The organism is Leucobacter insecticola (genome assembly GCF_011382965.1).
In the GTDB taxonomy this organism is placed as follows: Bacteria; Actinomycetota; Actinomycetes; order Actinomycetales; family Microbacteriaceae; genus Leucobacter; species Leucobacter insecticola.
Window position 1 is genome coordinate 2,624,335 of the sequence record NZ_CP049934.1, and the last position, 16,853, is coordinate 2,641,187.

At 63.3% G+C, this 16,853-nt stretch carries 16 protein-coding genes; 8 read left to right on the plus strand and 8 right to left on the minus strand.

Translation table 11 applies throughout. From position 1 onward, the window contains the following. Positions 1-45: 45 nt before the first annotated feature. Positions 46-369: a hypothetical protein gene (locus G7067_RS12300; protein WP_166324853.1), complete on the plus strand. Its 324-nt coding sequence runs from the start codon at positions 46-48 to the stop codon at positions 367-369. Beyond that, the gene (locus tag G7067_RS12305) at positions 366-731 is read left to right on the plus strand and encodes a GntR family transcriptional regulator (RefSeq protein ID WP_166324856.1); all 366 of its coding nucleotides are present in this window, start codon (positions 366-368) and stop codon (positions 729-731) included. Before G7067_RS12300 ends, G7067_RS12305 begins: the two co-directional genes overlap by 4 nt. Before the next feature lie 80 nt (positions 732-811). On the opposite strand, the gene G7067_RS12310 is transcribed toward G7067_RS12305, so the two are convergent. Genes G7067_RS12310 through G7067_RS12320 form a run of 3 tightly spaced genes read right to left on the minus strand, consistent with a single transcriptional unit; the run spans position 812 to position 4,832 of the window. Then, a complete protein-coding gene (locus G7067_RS12310; protein ID WP_166324859.1) occupies positions 812-2,434 on the minus strand; it encodes a solute symporter family protein in 1,623 nt (540 codons plus the stop codon). After that, complete coding sequence (locus G7067_RS12315; protein WP_166324862.1) at positions 2,431-2,808, minus strand: DUF485 domain-containing protein; 378 nt, start codon at positions 2,806-2,808, stop codon at positions 2,431-2,433. Before G7067_RS12315 ends, G7067_RS12310 begins: the two co-directional genes overlap by 4 nt. Before the next feature lie 44 nt (positions 2,809-2,852). Continuing rightward, on the minus strand, positions 2,853-4,832 hold the full coding sequence (locus G7067_RS12320) for an AMP-binding protein (RefSeq protein WP_166324865.1): 1,980 nt from the start codon (positions 4,830-4,832) through the stop codon (positions 2,853-2,855). A gap of 104 nt (positions 4,833-4,936) precedes the next feature. Here G7067_RS12320 and G7067_RS12325 point away from each other — a divergent pair, with 104 nt between their 5' ends. Continuing rightward, on the plus strand, positions 4,937-5,800 hold the full coding sequence (locus tag G7067_RS12325; protein WP_166324868.1) for a helix-turn-helix transcriptional regulator: 864 nt from the start codon (positions 4,937-4,939) through the stop codon (positions 5,798-5,800). Here the strand turns inward: G7067_RS12325 and G7067_RS12330 are convergent. Beyond that, complete coding sequence (locus G7067_RS12330) at positions 5,789-6,472, minus strand: MazG nucleotide pyrophosphohydrolase domain-containing protein (protein WP_166324871.1); 684 nt, start codon at positions 6,470-6,472, stop codon at positions 5,789-5,791. The two genes, G7067_RS12325 and G7067_RS12330, sit on opposite strands and share 12 nt — an antisense overlap. Before the next feature lie 184 nt (positions 6,473-6,656). Here G7067_RS12330 and G7067_RS12335 point away from each other — a divergent pair, with 184 nt between their 5' ends. Then, positions 6,657-7,136: a hypothetical protein gene (locus G7067_RS12335; RefSeq protein WP_166324874.1), complete on the plus strand. Its 480-nt coding sequence runs from the start codon at positions 6,657-6,659 to the stop codon at positions 7,134-7,136. Between the two features lie 90 nt (positions 7,137-7,226). On the opposite strand, the gene G7067_RS12340 is transcribed toward G7067_RS12335, so the two are convergent. Beyond that, positions 7,227-7,874: a GntR family transcriptional regulator gene (locus G7067_RS12340; protein ID WP_166324877.1), complete on the minus strand. Its 648-nt coding sequence runs from the start codon at positions 7,872-7,874 to the stop codon at positions 7,227-7,229. 276 nt (positions 7,875-8,150) lie between these two features. Next, positions 8,151-9,359, minus strand: coding sequence for an IS110 family RNA-guided transposase (locus G7067_RS12345; RefSeq protein ID WP_166325516.1), 1,209 nt, complete (start codon positions 9,357-9,359; stop codon positions 8,151-8,153). A gap of 320 nt (positions 9,360-9,679) precedes the next feature. On the opposite strand from G7067_RS12345, the gene G7067_RS12350 reads away from it, so the two are divergent. The 4 genes from G7067_RS12350 (at position 9,680) to G7067_RS12365 (ending at position 12,584) form a co-directional block, all read left to right on the plus strand. Continuing rightward, entirely contained in the window at positions 9,680-10,000 is a 321-nt protein-coding gene (locus G7067_RS12350) for an HTD2 family dehydratase (RefSeq protein WP_166324880.1), read from the plus strand. Then, positions 9,985-10,584 (plus strand): HTD2 family dehydratase, encoded by a 600-nt coding sequence (locus G7067_RS12355; protein ID WP_166324883.1) that lies wholly within the window; start codon positions 9,985-9,987, stop codon positions 10,582-10,584. Before G7067_RS12350 ends, G7067_RS12355 begins: the two co-directional genes overlap by 16 nt. A gap of 65 nt (positions 10,585-10,649) precedes the next feature. Then, positions 10,650-11,954 (plus strand): GNAT family N-acetyltransferase, encoded by a 1,305-nt coding sequence (locus tag G7067_RS12360; RefSeq protein ID WP_166324886.1) that lies wholly within the window; start codon positions 10,650-10,652, stop codon positions 11,952-11,954. A 60-nt stretch (positions 11,955-12,014) separates the two neighbouring features. Beyond that, positions 12,015-12,584: a hypothetical protein gene (locus G7067_RS12365; protein WP_166324889.1), complete on the plus strand. Its 570-nt coding sequence runs from the start codon at positions 12,015-12,017 to the stop codon at positions 12,582-12,584. Positions 12,585-12,604: 20 nt separating this feature from the next. Here the strand turns inward: G7067_RS12365 and mfd are convergent, their stop codons facing one another. Then, positions 12,605-16,228: a transcription-repair coupling factor gene (mfd, locus tag G7067_RS12370; protein ID WP_166324892.1), complete on the minus strand. Its 3,624-nt coding sequence runs from the start codon at positions 16,226-16,228 to the stop codon at positions 12,605-12,607. Continuing rightward, positions 16,225-16,851, minus strand: a complete 627-nt coding sequence (gene pth, locus G7067_RS12375; RefSeq protein ID WP_166324895.1) for an aminoacyl-tRNA hydrolase — start codon at positions 16,849-16,851, stop codon at positions 16,225-16,227. Before pth ends, mfd begins: the two co-directional genes overlap by 4 nt. Positions 16,852-16,853 lie beyond the last annotated feature (2 nt).

The following is a 16,853-nucleotide window of genomic DNA, read 5'->3' on the forward strand; positions in this document are numbered from 1 at the left end:
GCCACAGCAAGCGATGTAAAGGAAGAGCGTACAGCGACAGCGCGCTTGATCACGTTCATTATTCTTGCGGGACTGCTCCTCACCCTCGGTGCGGTCTGGGCTCACGTCGGGTTTATGGGAGATAGGTCTATCGCCGTCTTCGAAGAAAATGGCGATCAAGCCGGCCCCGGACGGTTCTCCGTCGGCACCGGGTATAGCGATATCGCCGCTCCGATGCACCTGGGCGGCTATGTTGTGCAGGGCGTTGGGGCAGCGCTCATGCTTCGGGTCGTGTTCGACACGGCACGCGTGGCCTGGGCCTCACGCGCCAGCACAAAAACTGGACCGGCTGAGACGCCCGCGGCACAGCCGGGCGGGGCATCCCTATGAGCCCCGAGATTGTTCAAGCTCCCACCGCCGACGACATCACCGAACTGTTTCGTGGGGCGATCCGCTCCGGGCAGCTCGGTGACGGCGAACGCCTGCCAACCGTGCGGCAGACAGCGCGCGACTTCGGCGTCGCCCAGGGCACGGCCGCGAAGGCGTACCGTGCCCTCGAGCAGGAAGGCCTCGTCGTCACCCGCACGGCCGCCGGCACGCGCGTCGCGCCCGGCGCATCGCGGGCGGCTGGCACCACGGTCGCCCAGGCGCGCGCCCTCACCGAGTCTGCTCAACATGAGGGCTTGAGCCTCGACGACACCGTCGCAGTACTGCGCGCAGTGTGGGTTGCGCACGGCGGCGCAACCCCGTAGCCCACAAACGGGTGAAGCCCTGTGCCGGCTGAAATGTCCTCAACCGGCAACAGGGCTTCACCCATCCCAGGAGCCTGCCGCTAGTGGTTCACGGGCGGTTCCGCACCGAAGCCGGTGAGCTCGCGCACCTCCATCTCGGCGGCGAGCTTCGGCGATTCAACACCGGGATCGGTGAGGGACCCGATCCACCCCAGGAGGAATCCGAGCGGGATCGACACAATGCCCGGGTTCTTCAGCGGGAAGATCGCGAAGTTCACGCCGTCCCCCAACATCGAGGTTTCGGTGCCCGACACCACCGGCGAGAAGACGATCAGCAGGACTGCCGAGGCGAGTCCGCCGACCATGCTCCACACGGCGCCGCGGGTCGTGAACTTCTTCCAGAAGAGCGAGTACAGGATCGTCGGCAGGTTCGCAGACGCCGCCACCGCAAACGCGAGCGCCACGAGGAACGCGACGTTCTGCCCCTGCACCCCGATACCACCGATGATCGCAATGCCGCCAATCACGAGGGTCGTGATTTTTGCGACCTTCACTTCCTGCTTCGGCGTTGCCTTCCCCTTCTTGATCACGCTGTTGTAGATGTCGTGCGCATACGATGCCGAAGCCGTGATCGTGAGCCCCGCAACGACCGCGAGAATTGTCGCGAACGCCACGGCCGAAATGAAGCCGAGCAGCAGCGGCCCGCCGAGTGCGAGAGCCACGAGCGGTGCTGCGGAGTTCTGCCCACCGGGCGCGGCGAGAATCGTCTCCGGCCCCACCAGCGCCGCGGCACCGTAGCCGAGCACCAGGGTGAACAGGTAGAAGATCCCGATCAGCCAGATTGCCCACACCACTGACTTGCGGGCCGCCTTCGCGGTCGGCACGGTGTAGAAGCGCATCAGCACGTGCGGCAGGCCGGCAGTACCCAGCACGAGAGCGAGCGCGAGCGACACAAAATCAAGCGGGTTCGCGCCGTATTGCAGGCCCGGTACCAAGATCGCGGCACCGTTGGCGTTCTCGGGGTTCGCTACCGCGGCCTCAAGCAGCGCATGGAAACTGAAGCCGTTGAGGGCGAGCACCCACACGGTCATCACACCGGCACCCAGGATCAGCAGCACGGCTTTGATGATCTGCACCCAGGTGGTGCCTTTCATCCCGCCGATCAGCACATACATGATCATGACGACGCCCACCACCACGATCACGAGCGACTGCGCGGTCTTGTCTTCAAGCCCCAGCAGCAGCGATACGAGGCCACCGGCGCCCGCCATCTGCGCGAGGAGATAGAAGAAGGTCACCGCGAGCGTCGTTGCCGCAGCCGCCATACGCACGGGGCGCTGCTTCAGCCGAAACGACAGCACGTCCGCCATCGTGAACTTTGCCGTGTTGCGCATCAGCTCGGCGACAAGAAGCAGGGCGACAAGCCACGCCACCAAGAATCCGATCGAGTACATGAAACCGTCGTAACCGTAAATGGCAATCGCGCCACAGATACCGAGAAACGAGGCCGCGGAGAGGTAATCTCCCGCGATTGCGACGCCATTTTGTGTGCCGGTGAAGGATCGCCCGCCAGCATAGTAATCGGCCGCGGTGCGGTTGTTGCGGCTCGCGCGCACCACAATCACCATCGTCACCGCGACGAACGCGAGGAAGATGGAAATGTTGAGCACCGGATTTTGTTCGACCTGTTTGGGGGCAAGGTGCAGGATCATTGCAGCGTTCATCGTTCGCCTCCGTCAATTGCGTGTTCGAGTGTGCCGTCGCGCTCAAGGGTTTCGAGTTCAGCACGAAGCGCCGTCGTGTCTGGGTCGAGGTGCCTATTCGCGAACGAGACGTACCACATGGTGATTCCGAAGGTCGTGATGAATTGTGCGAGCCCCAGCACGAGGCCGACGTTCATGCCGAAGAGTGGCTGCGCCATAAACTCATGCGCATATGCGGCGAGCACCACATAGCCCAGGAACCACAGCATGAATCCAATCGCGACCGGAAACACGAAGCGTTTGAATTTGCGTCGATAGGCCTGAAATTCTGGCCTATCTTGAAAAGCTTCGTAGTCGATGGGGTGCGCCTGTGCACCCTCAGTGTTGTGTGGCATGTGGCCTCCTTGCCGCATGGAAATGGATAGGGGAAAGCTCGGGATCAGCCGACAGGGATCTTGACCTGCGTGGTCGCCGGGGCATGTACGGTGCGCCCAAGAGCCACGATCAGCGCGTCAATCACCGCCGGATCCTCGATGGTCGCCGGGATCTTGTACGGCTCACCATCAACGATCTGGCGGATGGTTTTACGCAGGATCTTGCCCGAGCGGGTTTTGGGGAGCCGTTCGACGATGGTGACGTCACGGAACGAGGCGACGGGTCCGACGTGTTCGCGGACGAGCCTGATGAGTTCCGCCGCGAGCTCTTCGCGGTGCACCTCGACGCCGTGCTTCAGGGCGACAAAGCCCGCGGCGTGCTGGCCCTTCAGCTCGTCGTGTACGCCGATAACGGCACACTCCGCGACGGCCGGGTGCATCGTCAGCACCTCTTCGAGCGAGCCCGTCGACAGCCGGTGCCCGGCGACGTTGATGACGTCGTCGGTGCGACCCATCACAAACAGGTAGCCGTCTTCGTCGAAGTGGCCGGCATCTCCCGAGGCGTAGTAGCCGGGGAACGCTTGAAGATACGAGCTCACAAACCGTTCCTCACTCCCCCAGATCCCGAGCAGCGCACCCGGCGCGAGCGGCAGCTTGATGGCGATGTTGCCTTCTACTCCGGGAGCCGTAATGTCGGTGCCCTTGGAATCGACGATGCGCACATCGAAGCCCGGCATTGGCACCGTGGTTGAGCCGGCTTTCGATTCCAGCGGTTCGATTCCGAGCGGGTTCGCGCAGATCGGCCAGCCGGTTTCGGTCTGCCACCAGTGATCGACCACGGGTACTCCAAGCCCGTCGTTGACCCAGTGCCAGGTCTCGGGATCCATCCGCTCGCCCGCGAGGTAGACGGCCTTGAGGGAGGAGGTGTCGTACTTCTGAAGCTCCAAGAGCTCGGGATCCTCCCGCTTGATCGCGCGCAGCGCCGTTGGCGCCGTCGACAGGATCTTCGCGCCGTACGACGACAGGATCCGCCAAAACGCGCCCGCATCTGGGGTGCCGACCGGTTTGCCCTCGTAGAGCACCGTGGTGCCGCCGGCGAGCAGCGGCCCGTAAACGATGAAGGAGTGGCCAACCACCCAGCCGACGTCTGAGGCCGTGAAAATCGTGTCACCCGGGCCGAAGTCGTAGATGCCGCGCATTGCCCAGGAGAGCCCCACCGCGTAGCCGCCACTGTCGCGCACGACACCCTTCGGGTTTCCGGTGGTGCCCGAGGTGTAGAGGATGTAGAGGGGGTGATCCGAGGGAAGCGGCACGGGGTCCGCGGGGGTGACACCCTGCTGCGCGCCCTCCCAGTCCACCCAGCGAGCGTGGGGATCGCTGGCATAGTCGGCCGCGGATCCCGGTACGGTGTCACGGTTACGCACGATCACGGCTTCAACACCAGATTCGGTGCCACCGCAGATGTCGAGCGCGCGCTTCACGAGCGGCAGGTATTCCACGGCCCGGCCGGGTTCCATGCCGCCAGAGGAGGTCACGATGACCTTCGGCTTCGCGTCTTGTATCCGCACCGCCAGCTCGCTCGCCGCAAACCCGCCAAAGACGACGGAGTGGATCGCGCCGATGCGCGCACACGCAAGCATCGCCGTCACCGCCTCGGGCGTCATCGGCAGGTAGATGAGCACGCGGTCGCCAGCTTCGACGCCCTGCGCGCGGAGGGCCCCCGCGAAACGAGCGACCCGGTCCCGCAGTTCGGAATAGCTGATGCTGGCGCGCGTGCCGGTCATCGCCGAGTCGTAGATGAGGGCGGTGTTTTCGCCGCGACCCGCGTCGACGTGACGGTCCAATGCGTTGGCAGACACGTTGATTTTGCCGCCGGGGAACCAGCGCCACTCGGTTTCGCTGCGCTCCTCAATCGCGTCACTGGGCGGAACAATCCAGTCGACGGCCTTCGCCGCGTCAAGCCAGAATGCTGCGCGATCCGCCTGGCTGCGATCCCAAACCGCGCGGTAGCTTGCGGATGCATGCGGGTGAGTGTGATGGGACATGTACTTCTCCTTTGAAATACCGGTCGACACCAACGGTGGTGCCGTGCGTACCAACGGTAGAGATTTCGGCTACCATCGTGATACCCCCGAAAGTAGGTACTGCGATGAAGCAAGACACGCTCACACCCGAGCAGTCGAGTCTCGACGCTGCGGTGCGAGCGTTCGCACAGGCCACCAAATTTGATATCACCTTTGGTGGGTTCGAGCACCGTGGCGTTGCGACCGTTGCCTCGCTTCACGGAAACCAGACGCAGAGTCTCAAGGGTCTGGAGGTTGCGGTGGGACGCGGCCTCGGCGGGCGGGCGATGAGCGAGAGCCGCCCCCGGCTCACGGCCGATTATGCGCGGTCCTCCAAGATTACGCACGATTACGACGCTCAGGTGCTCGGTGAGGGGATCCGGATGCTCTTCGCGGTCCCCGTGATCGTGGATGGCTGCGTGCGCGCGGTAGTGTATGGCGGATCCCGCACCTCCTCCGCCCCCGGTAATGCGCTCCTCGACGCGGCCTCCAATGTCACCCGCGCCTTTATACGCGATATCCGCATCAACGACGAGGTCACCAGGCGCCTGGCAGAGATCCCGAATCGACTCGTCGAGCAGCCCACCATGCCGGCCGCAACACTCGAGGAGCTACGCGAGAGCTACGCCGAGCTGCGCGGCATTTCTGCGGGGGTTTCTGATCCGGCGCTTCGCGCAAAGCTGCTTGCGCTGGAGAGTCGCTTGAAACGGCTCAGCGGTGGTTCAGGATCCGATGAGATCGTCCACGAAAGCAACGTGAATCTCTCGCCGCGAGAGCGCGACGTGCTTGCGCATGTGGCGCTCGGCAGCAGCAACACTGAGATCGGGCAGGTGCTCGGACTCACCGAGTCCACCGTCAAGAGTTACCTCAAGACGGCCTCGACCAAGCTCGGCTGTTCAGGTCGGCATGCGGCGGTTTCTGCCGCCCGCAAAGCGGGGCTATTGCCGTAGTAGTGACGAAGCCTTGCGGTCGACGGCCCGGCGAAGCGCACGATCCGGATCCACCCCCGCCACATTTGCGCGGGCGACAATATCGAGCAACGCGTCACCCAGCTGGTCTTCCGTGACGTCTGCCGACACGCTCGCTGCTACGACGGCTTCAGCATCGCCCACTTCGGCGGCCAGATCAATCAACCCCGCCCGTTTGAGCCGTTCAAGCACCTTCGCGGCGCGGGCGAGCGTCGGCATCCCCGCGGGTATTCCTTCGAGTGGGCCGCGGGATCCGCGCGCCTCGCCCGCCGCATCCTCTTTCAGTCGTTCCCACTCCGCATGCAGTTCCTCGACCGTCATGTAGCCGCGGTCACCAAACACGTGCGGATGGCGCGCAATCAGTTTTTCATTCAGCGCACTTGCGACGCTGTCTAGCGTGTAGCCCTCACCATCACGTTCAGCGATGGCGGCGTGGAAAAGAACCTGGTAGAGCACGTCACCAAGCTCAGAGCGGATTTCTTCCGCCGGCATTTGACGCTCCACTGCGTCAATAAACTCAGCGGCTTCTTCCACCAGGAAAGGAGTGAGCGACTCATGGCTTTGCGCTTCGTGCCACGCACAGCCCCCCGGAGCCACCATCTGTTGCACGGTCTGGTAGGCCCGCTCGACCTGTCCGGCAGCTTCATTTACCATGCGCCAAGTTTAGAGGTCGCCCCGAGAGGTTGCACCTCGTTGGGCATCCTCCGAGCAAGGGGACATCTCTGAGCGAGTCGGTTTCTTGCTTTCGCACGGGTGTCTACTAGAATTTTCCCGGCACCCACCAAACTGGGAGTCTGCACAAAATTTCCCCCAAAATTACTCCAAGGAGCCACTCGAAATGAAGTCCATCCGCCGCACCTCCGCAGTCGTTGCAGCAATCGCCCTCGCCCTCCCGCTCGCAGCTTGCTCGGGCGGGCAGAGCGTTGAAGCGGCGTGCAACGTTGCAAATGCCACCGTCAATGAGGCACAGAGCGATGCACAGAAAGCAATGAGCGAGCTTGGCGCGGGAGATACGGATCTTTCGAAGCTCTTCGACCCGATCAACGCCGCATTCGACAAGGCAACTTCAAAGGTCACCAACGTCGAGGTTTCGGATGCGCTCGGCAAGGTTGCTGGCGAATTCAAAGCGTTCTCAGATGAGCTCGCCGACTACAAGTTCCCCGACATGAGCGACATCGATTACTCCGACCCCGCTTCGCTCAGCAAGCTAGAGGACATGCAGAAGGAAGCAGAAGCGCTCGCTGAGAATCTCCAAGGGCGCCAGGAGTCCATGCAGAAGTCGCTCGACGAGTGGAACAAGCTCTGCCCCGCGAGCTAGTCGTCCGACACGCCGAGAGCCGCGAGATCCCCGACCACCGCGTCCACGCAGTCGGGGGCCTCGCGGCTCTTGCTTTGTGCGCAGGATCGCCTATATCTCGTACATCGCGCGGCCCGCATTGATGTGCGCGAGCCCGGCAACGTGAGCCGTCTCAATGTCGCCGGATTCGATCGACTCAATCAGCGCGAGGTGGTCAGCATAGAATTTCTCAACGCAGTCCTCGTCCCGCGCCAGTTTCGCCCAAATCCCTGAGGTCAGCCCGCGGTTCCAGACGAGGTCAAACATCTCTTCAAGGAGCTCATTGTCGAGCATCTCAAGAACACCGCGATGGAAGTCTCGGTTTGCGCGAAACACCTGATCCGCTGTCTCTTGCGGCCGCGCGGTGAGCTCATCGAGCATCGCCCGCAGCCGTGGCCCCGCGTCTCCGTCAATGGTTAATTGTTCCATCGCGAAGCGTTCGATTGCGGAGCGGGCCTGGTATTGCTGGTTCAGTTCTTCCGCGGTAGTCTCCCGCACCACATATCCCCGCCGACCGTGAGCCTCGATCACCCCTTCGCGTTCGAGTCGCTGCAGAGCTTCGCGAATCGGGGTACGGCTGATTCCCATTTGCTCGGCGAGGTCATCCATCAGAAGCCGTGTGCCCGGGATCAGTGCGTCATTCAAAAACGCTTCGAAGAGGTGTCTGTAGGCAATCTCTCCCAGACTTTCGCGTTGAAGAGAGATCTTCTGAATGACCACCGAGCTGTGCCGCTTCCCTTGGTTTGCTAAGAATATTTGCGAGGGATTCACGAGAGATCCACAAGCTCAACGACAACTATCGTATACCAGATACTTAACCTTCCAAGTTGCGGCGCCCTCCACTTCCAGCCAAGAACCAACCGTGAGTTACCAGCACCTTCTGAGCTTGCACCCATGTCGAGCACTCCATCCTGTGCGTAGGCTTACAAATTCTAGAAACAAAATACCGAGTACCGTATACGATACTAGTTATGGGGGGTGCCCCTATGTTGTTTGTCAAGCGGCGAGGGCGGTTTCTGATTGGGTTCGTGGCTGGTAGAGGCTGCCGGTTCTGATCATTGCGTGGAGGACGTCGCAGCGGCGCCTCGCCAGTGCGATGAGTGCTTGGTTATGGCGTTTGCCTTGCGCGATCTTCCGGTCGTAGTAGGCCCGTGATTCGGGATCTCGGAGCGCTGCAAACGCGGAAAGAAACATTGCACGTTTCAGGACCTTGTTGCCGCGCTTTGAGGGGTGTTCGCCGCGGATCGAGGTGCCGGATCGGCGGGTGACGGGCGCGAGCCCGGCGTAAGACGCGAGGTGCCCGGCCGTGGGGAAATGTTTCCCGACGATCTCGGTGAGGAGTCTGGCTGCGGTCCTGACGCCGACTCCCGGCATACTCGTCAGGACCGGGTGAAGAGGGTGCGCTTCCACGATCTTCTCAACCTCGGACGCGATATCGGTGCGTTGCTGGCGGAGTTCGCTGAGTTGCTTCGCGAGCCGTGGCAGCACGATACTCGCGGCGTTCGTGCCGGTGACCGTCACGGTCTGTTGATCGAGGGCGTCGAAGATCTCCTGCGCCCATGCCCCGCCCTTGCGCGGGGCACGCTTGAGGAGCCTGGCCGCGACGCGCTTCTGCCCGGCTCGGCGCAACTCACCCGGTGATGGGTAACGCTGCAGCACATCGAGGATCGCGGGATGATCCAGACGCGGCCCGAGTACCCGTTCCAGGGTGGGATGGATCTGGGTGAGGAGACCTCGAACGCGGTTGGAGACTTGCGTGATTTGCGCGGCAAGATCATCATCGAAGCCACACAGCATCGAGAGTTCCGCGATCTGCTCATCGGCGACTTTGATCGATCGCAGAGTTGAGGGCATCGTGCGGGCGGTCTCCGCGATGATGAACGCGTCCCGTGCGTCGGTCTTCGCTTCACCGGGGTGGAGGTCAGCGACGCGGCGCATCGTGAGGCCGGGGAGATACCCGACGAGCACACCATGCGCTTGCGCGACGGCGACGGGGAGCGCCCCGATCGTGGCGGGCTGGTCAACGACCAGCAGAGCGGGGCCGTGCTCAGCGAGTTGATCTAGCACCGATATGATCTTGGCTTCGGTGTTCGGGAGCGGCTTGTCGTAGAGCTTCTTCCCGTCGCGGGTGAGCGCGACCGCGTGATGCTCGCTCTTGCCGACATCGAGGCCGATGAAGACCGCGACGTCGTCGTAGTGCTCAATGCTGTTCAAGGGGTGTTCCTCCGTCCTGCTTGTATGTGTTCGGCAGTCAGGTGGCGGTAGGCGTCGGCATCCACGTTACGAACGACCCTGCCCCGATATGCGCGGCTGTGGTCTTGCCCCTATCAGCGATCACCGACCGCCAGACCGGAGGTCGGTGACAACACCCCCAGATCATTGGTACGACAGGGGGCAACAATCATGCCGGCCCCGGCTGGCTGCCTCACTCCTCATCCTCGCGGATCAGGAGCTACGAACAAAGTAACGGGTCGTCTCGCGGGGCACCTCAACAGTTTGCCGCGCAGTCCTGAAGGGAACTTCTCATGTCGGTGACAACCACCCAAGCAACCCTCAGCTCATGGGTTGGACGCTCTGAAACCACCAGCGACATCGCTTCACGCGCAGGCGCGCTCGGACTCGCCACCCTCCTCAACGCCCCGCTGGATCCTGACTCCGTTGACACCGCGAGCCTGTTTCCGCTCGGACACTGGCTGCAGTTCAACCCACCGACCACGGATGACAAGCCCGGGCCTGAGGGTCACTCGTTGCTTTGCGACTTCGTCACTCGATTCGGGCTACCGCGCCGCATGTGGACCGGCAGCGACATTTCCTTCCACTCCCCATCACCGTGGGCGAACACCTGACGCGGACCACAACCATTGAGGCGATCGTTCCCAAGAAGAACAACATGGGTGCCCACTGCTTTGTGAGGCTCCGCCACGAAGTACAGACCCCTCGGGATCTCGCGCTCGTCGAACGTCAGACTCTGCTGTATAGGGAGCCGGCCATACTGTCCCCACTCGCGACCCGCAAAGCTCCCCGCCCAGACGGTCCGGCTCCCGAGGGGTGGGACTGGGTTCGCTCGACCAGCGCTGATGAAGTCACACTTTTTCGCTACTCAGCACTGACCTTTGACACAAGCCGTATCCATTACGACTTGCGATACGCCACTCGCGAGGAGGGCTACCCCGGGCTCGTCGTGCACGGCCCACTGTTGGCGACGTTCCTGCTGAGCGCGCTGCTCCAGGAGCTGCCGGGCGCGACGATCACCCGCTTCCGATTCTTGGCCCGCGCACCGCTTTTCGCGAACGAAACAGCGCACCTCTGCGGACGAGTCGCCGAGCAAAACCCCGACGTGCACTCAAACACCGGGGGGCCCCGCATTGAGCTCGCAGCGATAGCGCCGAACGGTGCGGTGGCGATCGCCGCTCTCGCGGAGTTGGGTTAATCGTCCAACAGACGCAGGCCTACTCGTGTGCTGCAACAAGGCCTCTCTGAGATAGCCTCGTCTACATGGCTGAGGAAACTGTCGTGACTACCATCTGGCCACCAGACACCTGGTTCCGTGAAATATTCGCGCGACAACCAATCCGCACCAAGCGACTGCTGCTCCGGCCTCTCGCCGCACGCGATGCCGATGACGTCTGGCGGTACCAAAGCGATGCGGAGATCCTGCGCTACATCCCCTGGCCGGAACGAACACGGGAGGAGGCCCGGGCGCACACCGAGCTTCGCGCGGGAACGGATAACACCGCAGGCGAGGGCGCTCTGCGCAATGACGGCGACCGCGTGTTTCTCGCCGTTGAACTTGCCGCGGGCACCGAACGCGGGCGTGTCATCGGGGATCTGATGCTGCGGGTCGCGAGCACCGTGAAGCACGAGATCGAGGTGGGCTGGGTCTTCGCTCGGGATCAGCACGGGCGCGGTTATGCTGCCGAATCTGCCGCAGAAGTGTTGCGGCTTGCATTCGAAAGCCTGGAAGCCCAGCGGGTGATTGCGCAGCTCGATGATCGCAACACGGCTTCAGCTACACTCTGTACCCGGCTCGGCATGCGCCACGAGGGTACGGCTTTCGAGAAGGAGTGGGAACCGAGTGGCTGGGTCAATCTCGCGCTCTACGGAATCGATCGGGAGGAATGGGCAGCACAGATTTCAGGATCACCGGTTCCTCGTAGTCCCTCACCTGTTCCGGTGCCCCCTGCACTGCCCAGCGAAGGGCCGCCCGCTCCACTCCCGCTCCCCTACAATTTCATTGAGCAATCAGCAATTCCGCTGCGGACCGAACGGCTCAAGATTCGGCGTTACAGCGACGGCGACACCCGCGCATTGCAATCACTGTTGGGAGACCCCGAGGTGACGCGCTACCTGCGCGTCAGTCCGATGAGCATGCCCGAAGCCGCGTCTGTGATCGAGCAGGATCGTCGCGGTATGACACTTGCCAAGGACGGGGATGCGGTGAAACTGGCTCTTGAATATGAGGGTCGGTGCATGGGTCGGGTCAAACTACAGGTCTCTTCAGCCGAAGCTCGGGAACTCGAGATCGGTTGGATTCTCTCACCGACCTACCAAGGTAAGGGTCTTGCCTCCGAAGCCGCCACCGCCCTTCTCAATCTCGCGATTGAGAAGATAGGCGCCCACCGAGTGATCGCGTATCTTGATCCCAATAACTTCCCCTCGGCTGCCCTCGCAACCAGGCTCGGCTTGCGTCTCGAACAGCACAGTCACGCAGACTGGCCGCAAGATGACGACAGTTGGAGCGACACGGCTGTGTATGCACTCACTGCTGCGGAATGGCGAGATTCCCGGTTACGGCGCTGAAGCACGGACTTCTAAGGTGGAGATTCTAGAGTTGTGTTTCACGCAAGAAAGGTTGCCCCCATGTCTTTGTCTCGTTTCACAGCACGCAGGATTGCGCTACCGCTCGCTGCGACGCTGCTCGTCGCTCCGCTTGCTGCCTGCAGCGGGATCAGCCAGGTTACAGATTCCGTTTCGGGCAACGGGAGTTGCCGGGTGGCGGCCGAAAAGATCGATGCCGTCATAGCTGACGCACAAGCAAACGCTCCCAAGATGATCGCGGAGCTGATCACCAGCGGCAAGTTCGACGCGGCCGCGCTCGTGGATCCGGTACTCGAATCCCTCGATGCGGCGGCGGGCACCGCAACTGACCCGGCCGTGATCGCGGCCATCGACGACGCTCGCGCTTCTTGGAACGGTCTCGCCGCTGACGTGCAGGCGCTCGGTGCGCCAGACCTCAGTGGTCTGGATCTCGGGGATCTCGGATCTCTCGGGGACGTGAAATCTCTCAGCGATCTAGGATCACTCGGCGATCTCGGCTCGCTCAGCACGTTGCAGGGCTACGGCGAGGAACTCTCAGCGATCGTCTCCGCGCGCCTGCCCGAGTTGCAGGCTACCGGGGCCGCGCTTCAGGAGGCCTGCAACGCGCAATAGTTCCAGCTGCTCCGAGCACACTACTCCGCCGCCGGGGCGTCTTCCTCCAGCAGGGTCGCAAGCACCCGGCCGGTCCAGGCCACAATGTCACCCTCGTCTCCGACGTGACGCTGCCCCACCCCTGCGAGCGGACTACGGGAGGAGGCGGTGCCGCCGGGGAGCGGAATCTGTAGGTTCTGCGTCGCTTCGGTGTAGCGGGATCCGGGGTACATCCGGTTCATCCGCATCTTTCTGGAGTCGAGCAGCTTCACCGGCTCGATGCGCAGCACGGTGCCGGCCGCGACTACCTTGGTGAGCCCGAGTCGTGCGGCACGGCGACGCAGCGCCGAGATCGCCGCGAGTCGCTGCACCTCAGCGGGGGGTTCGCCGTAGCGGTCCGTGAGTTCCTCCAGCACAAGCGTGACGTGATCTTCTGGGGCCTGCGGGTGCGAGGCCGCAGAGAACTTCTGGTACGCCTCGAGCCGGAGACGATCGCTCTCCACGTACTCCTCGGGGATGTGCGCGTCGACGGGCAACTCGAGCACCAGCTCAGTGTTGTCTTGCACGTCCTCACCCTTAAAGGTGCTGACGGCCTCGCCAATCATCCGCAGATAGAGGTCGAACCCGACGCCCGCGATATGGCCGGACTGCTCGCCGCCGAGCAGGTTGCCCGCACCGCGCAGTTCGAGATCCTTCAGCGCGACCTGCATGCCCGAGCCAAGCTCATTATTCTTCGCGAGCGTGTCCAGCCGCTCGTGCGCGTGCTCGGTCAGGGGCTTGTCGGGATCGTAAAGGAAGTAGGCGTAGGCCCGTTCGCGGCTGCGGCCGACCCGGCCACGCAATTGGTGCAGTTGGCTCAAGCCGTATTTGTCGGCGGCATCGATGATGATCGTGTTCGCGTTGGCGATATCGAGGCCCGTCTCGATGATCGTGGTCGACACGAGCACGTCGAACTTACGCTCCCAAAAGTCTTGCACCACCTGTTCAAGCTGGTGCTCACTGAGCTTGCCGTGGGCGACCGCAACGCGCGCCTCTGGCACCAGATCCGCGATGTGCGCCGCGACCCGAGAAATCGACGCCACCCGGTTGTGGACAAAGAACACTTGTCCCTCGCGCAGCATCTCGCGGCGGATCGCAGCCCCGATCTGCTTGTCGCTGCGCGGACCCACAAACGTCAGGATCGGGTGGCGATCCTCGGGGGCGGTCGCGAGCGTGGACATCTCACGGATCCCGGTGACCGCCATTTCCAACGTGCGCGGGATCGGCGTTGCGCTCATCGCCAAGATATCAACGTTGGTCTTCAGCTTCTTCATGGCGTCTTTGTGTTCCACGCCGAACCGCTGTTCCTCGTCAATAATGAGCAGACCGAGGTCTTTGAACAGCACACCCTCGGCGAGCAGCCGATGGGTGCCAATCACCACATCGACCGTGCCCGCGGCGAGACCCTCAATCGTCTCCTTCGCTTCCTTGTCGCTCTGAAAGCGGCTGAGCGGCCGCAGCTGCACCGGGAACCCAGCGAATCGATCCTGAAACGTCTCAAAGTGCTGGTTCACAAGCAGGGTGGTGGGCACGAGCATCGCCACCTGCTTCCCGTCTTGCACCGCCTTGAACGCCGCACGCACCGCGACCTCCGTCTTGCCGAAGCCGACGTCACCCGCGATCAGGCGATCCATCGGGATCGCCCGCTCCATGTCGCGTTTCACCTCGTCAATGGTGGTCAGCTGATCGAGCGTCTCGGCGTAGGGGAACGCCTCTTCGAGTTCGTGCTGCCAGGGCGTATCGGGCGAGAACGCAAAGCCCTTCGACGCGACGCGCGCTGAGTAGAGCTTCACGAGTTCAACCGCGATGTCCCTGACGGCCTTGCGCGCCTTCTTCTTCGCGTTCGCCCAGTCGCTGCCGCCCATCTTCGAGAGCGCGGGGGCCTCACCGCCGACGTACCGCGACAGCTGGTCGAGCTGATCGGTGGGCACGTACAGCTTGTCTTTGGGCATGCCGCGCTTGCTCGAGGCATACTCGAGCACCAGGTATTCACGCAGCGCCTTCGTGGCGTCCCTCCCAACGCCGGTCGGCACCATACGCTGCGTCAGCTCAACGAAGCGGCCGATGCCGTGCGTCTCGTGCACCACAAAATCACCCGCGACCAGCTTCAGCGGATCGACAACGTTCTTGCCGCGTCGCTTCGCGAGCTTCTGCCCGCTCGCCGCCTGACTCGACACTGCTCGCCCGAAGAACTCCGCTTCGGTCGCGAGCAGCAGTTTGGCTTCCGCGCTCTCAAAGCCGGACCAGGCGGTGCCCGTGACCAGGTAGATCACGCCGTCATCGAGTCGCTCGGGAAGTTCGTCAACAATGCGAGCCGCAGCGCCAGCCTCGGCGAGGACGTCACGGGCCCGCTCGACAAGCCCGGCACCCTGCGCGGTCACGATCGTGTGCCAGCCCGCGGCAAGTCGGTCACTCAGGAGCTTGATCGCGGCACCCGTCGCTTCGGCACCGCTGAGTTTGGAGACGGGGCCGCCATGCACCGCGATGGCTTGGGGCTCATGCGGGATCACGGCCTCGTCACCGGCGGCCTCGTCACGCACGAAGCTCGACACCGACCACCAGGGCCGACCGGGTGACGCAGCACGCAGTTCCGTCAGCGACAACAGTCCGCTGTCCTCAACCGGAACCGGAGCCTCAGCACCGGCGGTCGCCGCCTGCCACGCCGCCTCCAAGAACTCGCGGTTGGTGTCGGCGAGGCTCACCGCACGGCTCGCCACGCGCTCCGGCGAAGCGACGAGCACGGCACCGCCATCCGGCAGCAACGCGGTCAAGGGCTGCAGCCCAGACACCAGCTGCGGCAGCAGACTCTCCATGCCCTCAACCGGCATGCCCTGGCTCATTTTTTCAAGCAGTGTTCCCAGCGCGGGGAACCGCGGGAGCAACTCGGCCGCCCGCTCACGCACCTCGTCCGTGAGGAGCAGTTCGCGGGCGGGCCACAGTTCGACCTCTGGCAGCGGTTCTCCGACACTACGCTGATCCGACACCGCGAAGCGCCTGATCTGATCAACCTCGTCACCGAAGAAGTCAACCCGCACGGCCTGCTCCGCCATCGGGGGAAACACGTCAAGAATGCCGCCGCGCACCGCGAACTCGCCGCGCCTGGTCACCATATCGACGCGGGTGTAGGCCAGATCGACTAGGCCACGTGAGATCTCCTCCAGCGGCGCTGCCGTGTCGCCACCGCGGAGCACGATCGACCGGGCGTTAACTGCATGCGGCGACACCGGTTGCAGTGCGGCACGCACCGAGGCAACGAGAATCAGTGGCCGCGCTGGATCGGCGTCACGCAGCAAGCGCAGCGCCGCAGCACGTCTTCCGACCGTCTCGACGCTCGGGCTCAGCCGTTCGTGTGGCAGCGTCTCCCACGCGGGGAACTCTGCGGTCACCGCTTCTGGGATCAGTGAGGCGAGAGCCGTGCGCAGCGCATCGGCCTCGCGGCTGGTGGCAGCAATTACGAGAAGTGGCCCACGATCCCCGCCCTCGCGACGGCGGCGCAGGAGCCCCGCGATCAGTGGCGCACGCAGTCCCTCGGCAACCGAAAACTCGGCGTCGCTCGCGCTCGCGTCGAGCGCTCGCGCAAACGATGAGGAAGCCTCAAGTAGACGGTCAATTCCGCGAAGTGTCATTGACTCGCCCGCCCGTGAAAGGTCTGCTGCGCGGCAGTGAGGCCGGCAGTAGTGAGCACCTCGGCCGCGTCGGCCGCGTCTTCGAGGAGTACGCCGAGGTTTGCCCGCTCTGAGGATCCGAACGGCCGAAGCACGTAATCTGCCGGATCCTGCTGGCCTGGCGGGCGACCAATTCCCACGCGCACGCGCAGAAACTCGGGAGTATCAAGCGCCTTCGCAATGTCACGCAGACCATTGTGGCCACCGTGACCGCCGCCCTGTTTGAGCTTGATCGTGTCGAAAGGCAGATCGAGCTCGTCGTGGATCACGATGATGCGCTCTGCAGGGATCTCGAAGTAGCGGGCGAGCGCCGACACCGGACCACCTGAGGTGTTCATATACCCGTTCGACTTCGCGAGAATCAGCTTCGGACCTCCGGGTGAGATCCGGCCTTCCGCAATACGCGCATTGCTGCGATGCGGTGAAAACTTAGCCCCAACCCTGGCCGCGAGCACATCAACGACCATCTGCCCGACGTTGTGTCTGGTCGCCTCGTACTTCGCCCCGGGGTTGCCCAGACCGACGATGAGCCAGCTGTCACTCGACACGCGATCCTCCGTTTTCTTCTTGCGTCGCCAGAACATGT

What these genes read in the sequence shown, in the direction of transcription:
- pth (WP_166324895.1), bottom strand. Translation starts at nt 16,851, where the DNA reads ATGTTCTGGCGACGCAAGAAGAAAACGGAGGATCGCGTGTCGAGTGAC.
- G7067_RS12360 (WP_166324886.1), top strand. Translation starts at nt 10,650, where the DNA reads ATGGCTGAGGAAACTGTCGTGACTACCATCTGGCCACCAGACACCTGG.
- G7067_RS12350 (WP_166324880.1), top strand. Translation starts at nt 9,680, where the DNA reads ATGTCGGTGACAACCACCCAAGCAACCCTCAGCTCATGGGTTGGACGC.
- G7067_RS12325 (WP_166324868.1), top strand. Translation starts at nt 4,937, where the DNA reads ATGAAGCAAGACACGCTCACACCCGAGCAGTCGAGTCTCGACGCTGCG.
- G7067_RS12310 (WP_166324859.1), bottom strand. Translation starts at nt 2,434, where the DNA reads ATGAACGCTGCAATGATCCTGCACCTTGCCCCCAAACAGGTCGAACAA.
- G7067_RS12335 (WP_166324874.1), top strand. Translation starts at nt 6,657, where the DNA reads ATGAAGTCCATCCGCCGCACCTCCGCAGTCGTTGCAGCAATCGCCCTC.
- G7067_RS12330 (WP_166324871.1), bottom strand. Translation starts at nt 6,472, where the DNA reads ATGGTAAATGAAGCTGCCGGACAGGTCGAGCGGGCCTACCAGACCGTG.
- mfd (WP_166324892.1), bottom strand. Translation starts at nt 16,228, where the DNA reads ATGACACTTCGCGGAATTGACCGTCTACTTGAGGCTTCCTCATCGTTT.
- G7067_RS12305 (WP_166324856.1), top strand. Translation starts at nt 366, where the DNA reads ATGAGCCCCGAGATTGTTCAAGCTCCCACCGCCGACGACATCACCGAA.
- G7067_RS12365 (WP_166324889.1), top strand. Translation starts at nt 12,015, where the DNA reads ATGTCTTTGTCTCGTTTCACAGCACGCAGGATTGCGCTACCGCTCGCT.
- G7067_RS12315 (WP_166324862.1), bottom strand. Translation starts at nt 2,808, where the DNA reads ATGCCACACAACACTGAGGGTGCACAGGCGCACCCCATCGACTACGAA.
- G7067_RS12320 (WP_166324865.1), bottom strand. Translation starts at nt 4,832, where the DNA reads ATGTCCCATCACACTCACCCGCATGCATCCGCAAGCTACCGCGCGGTT.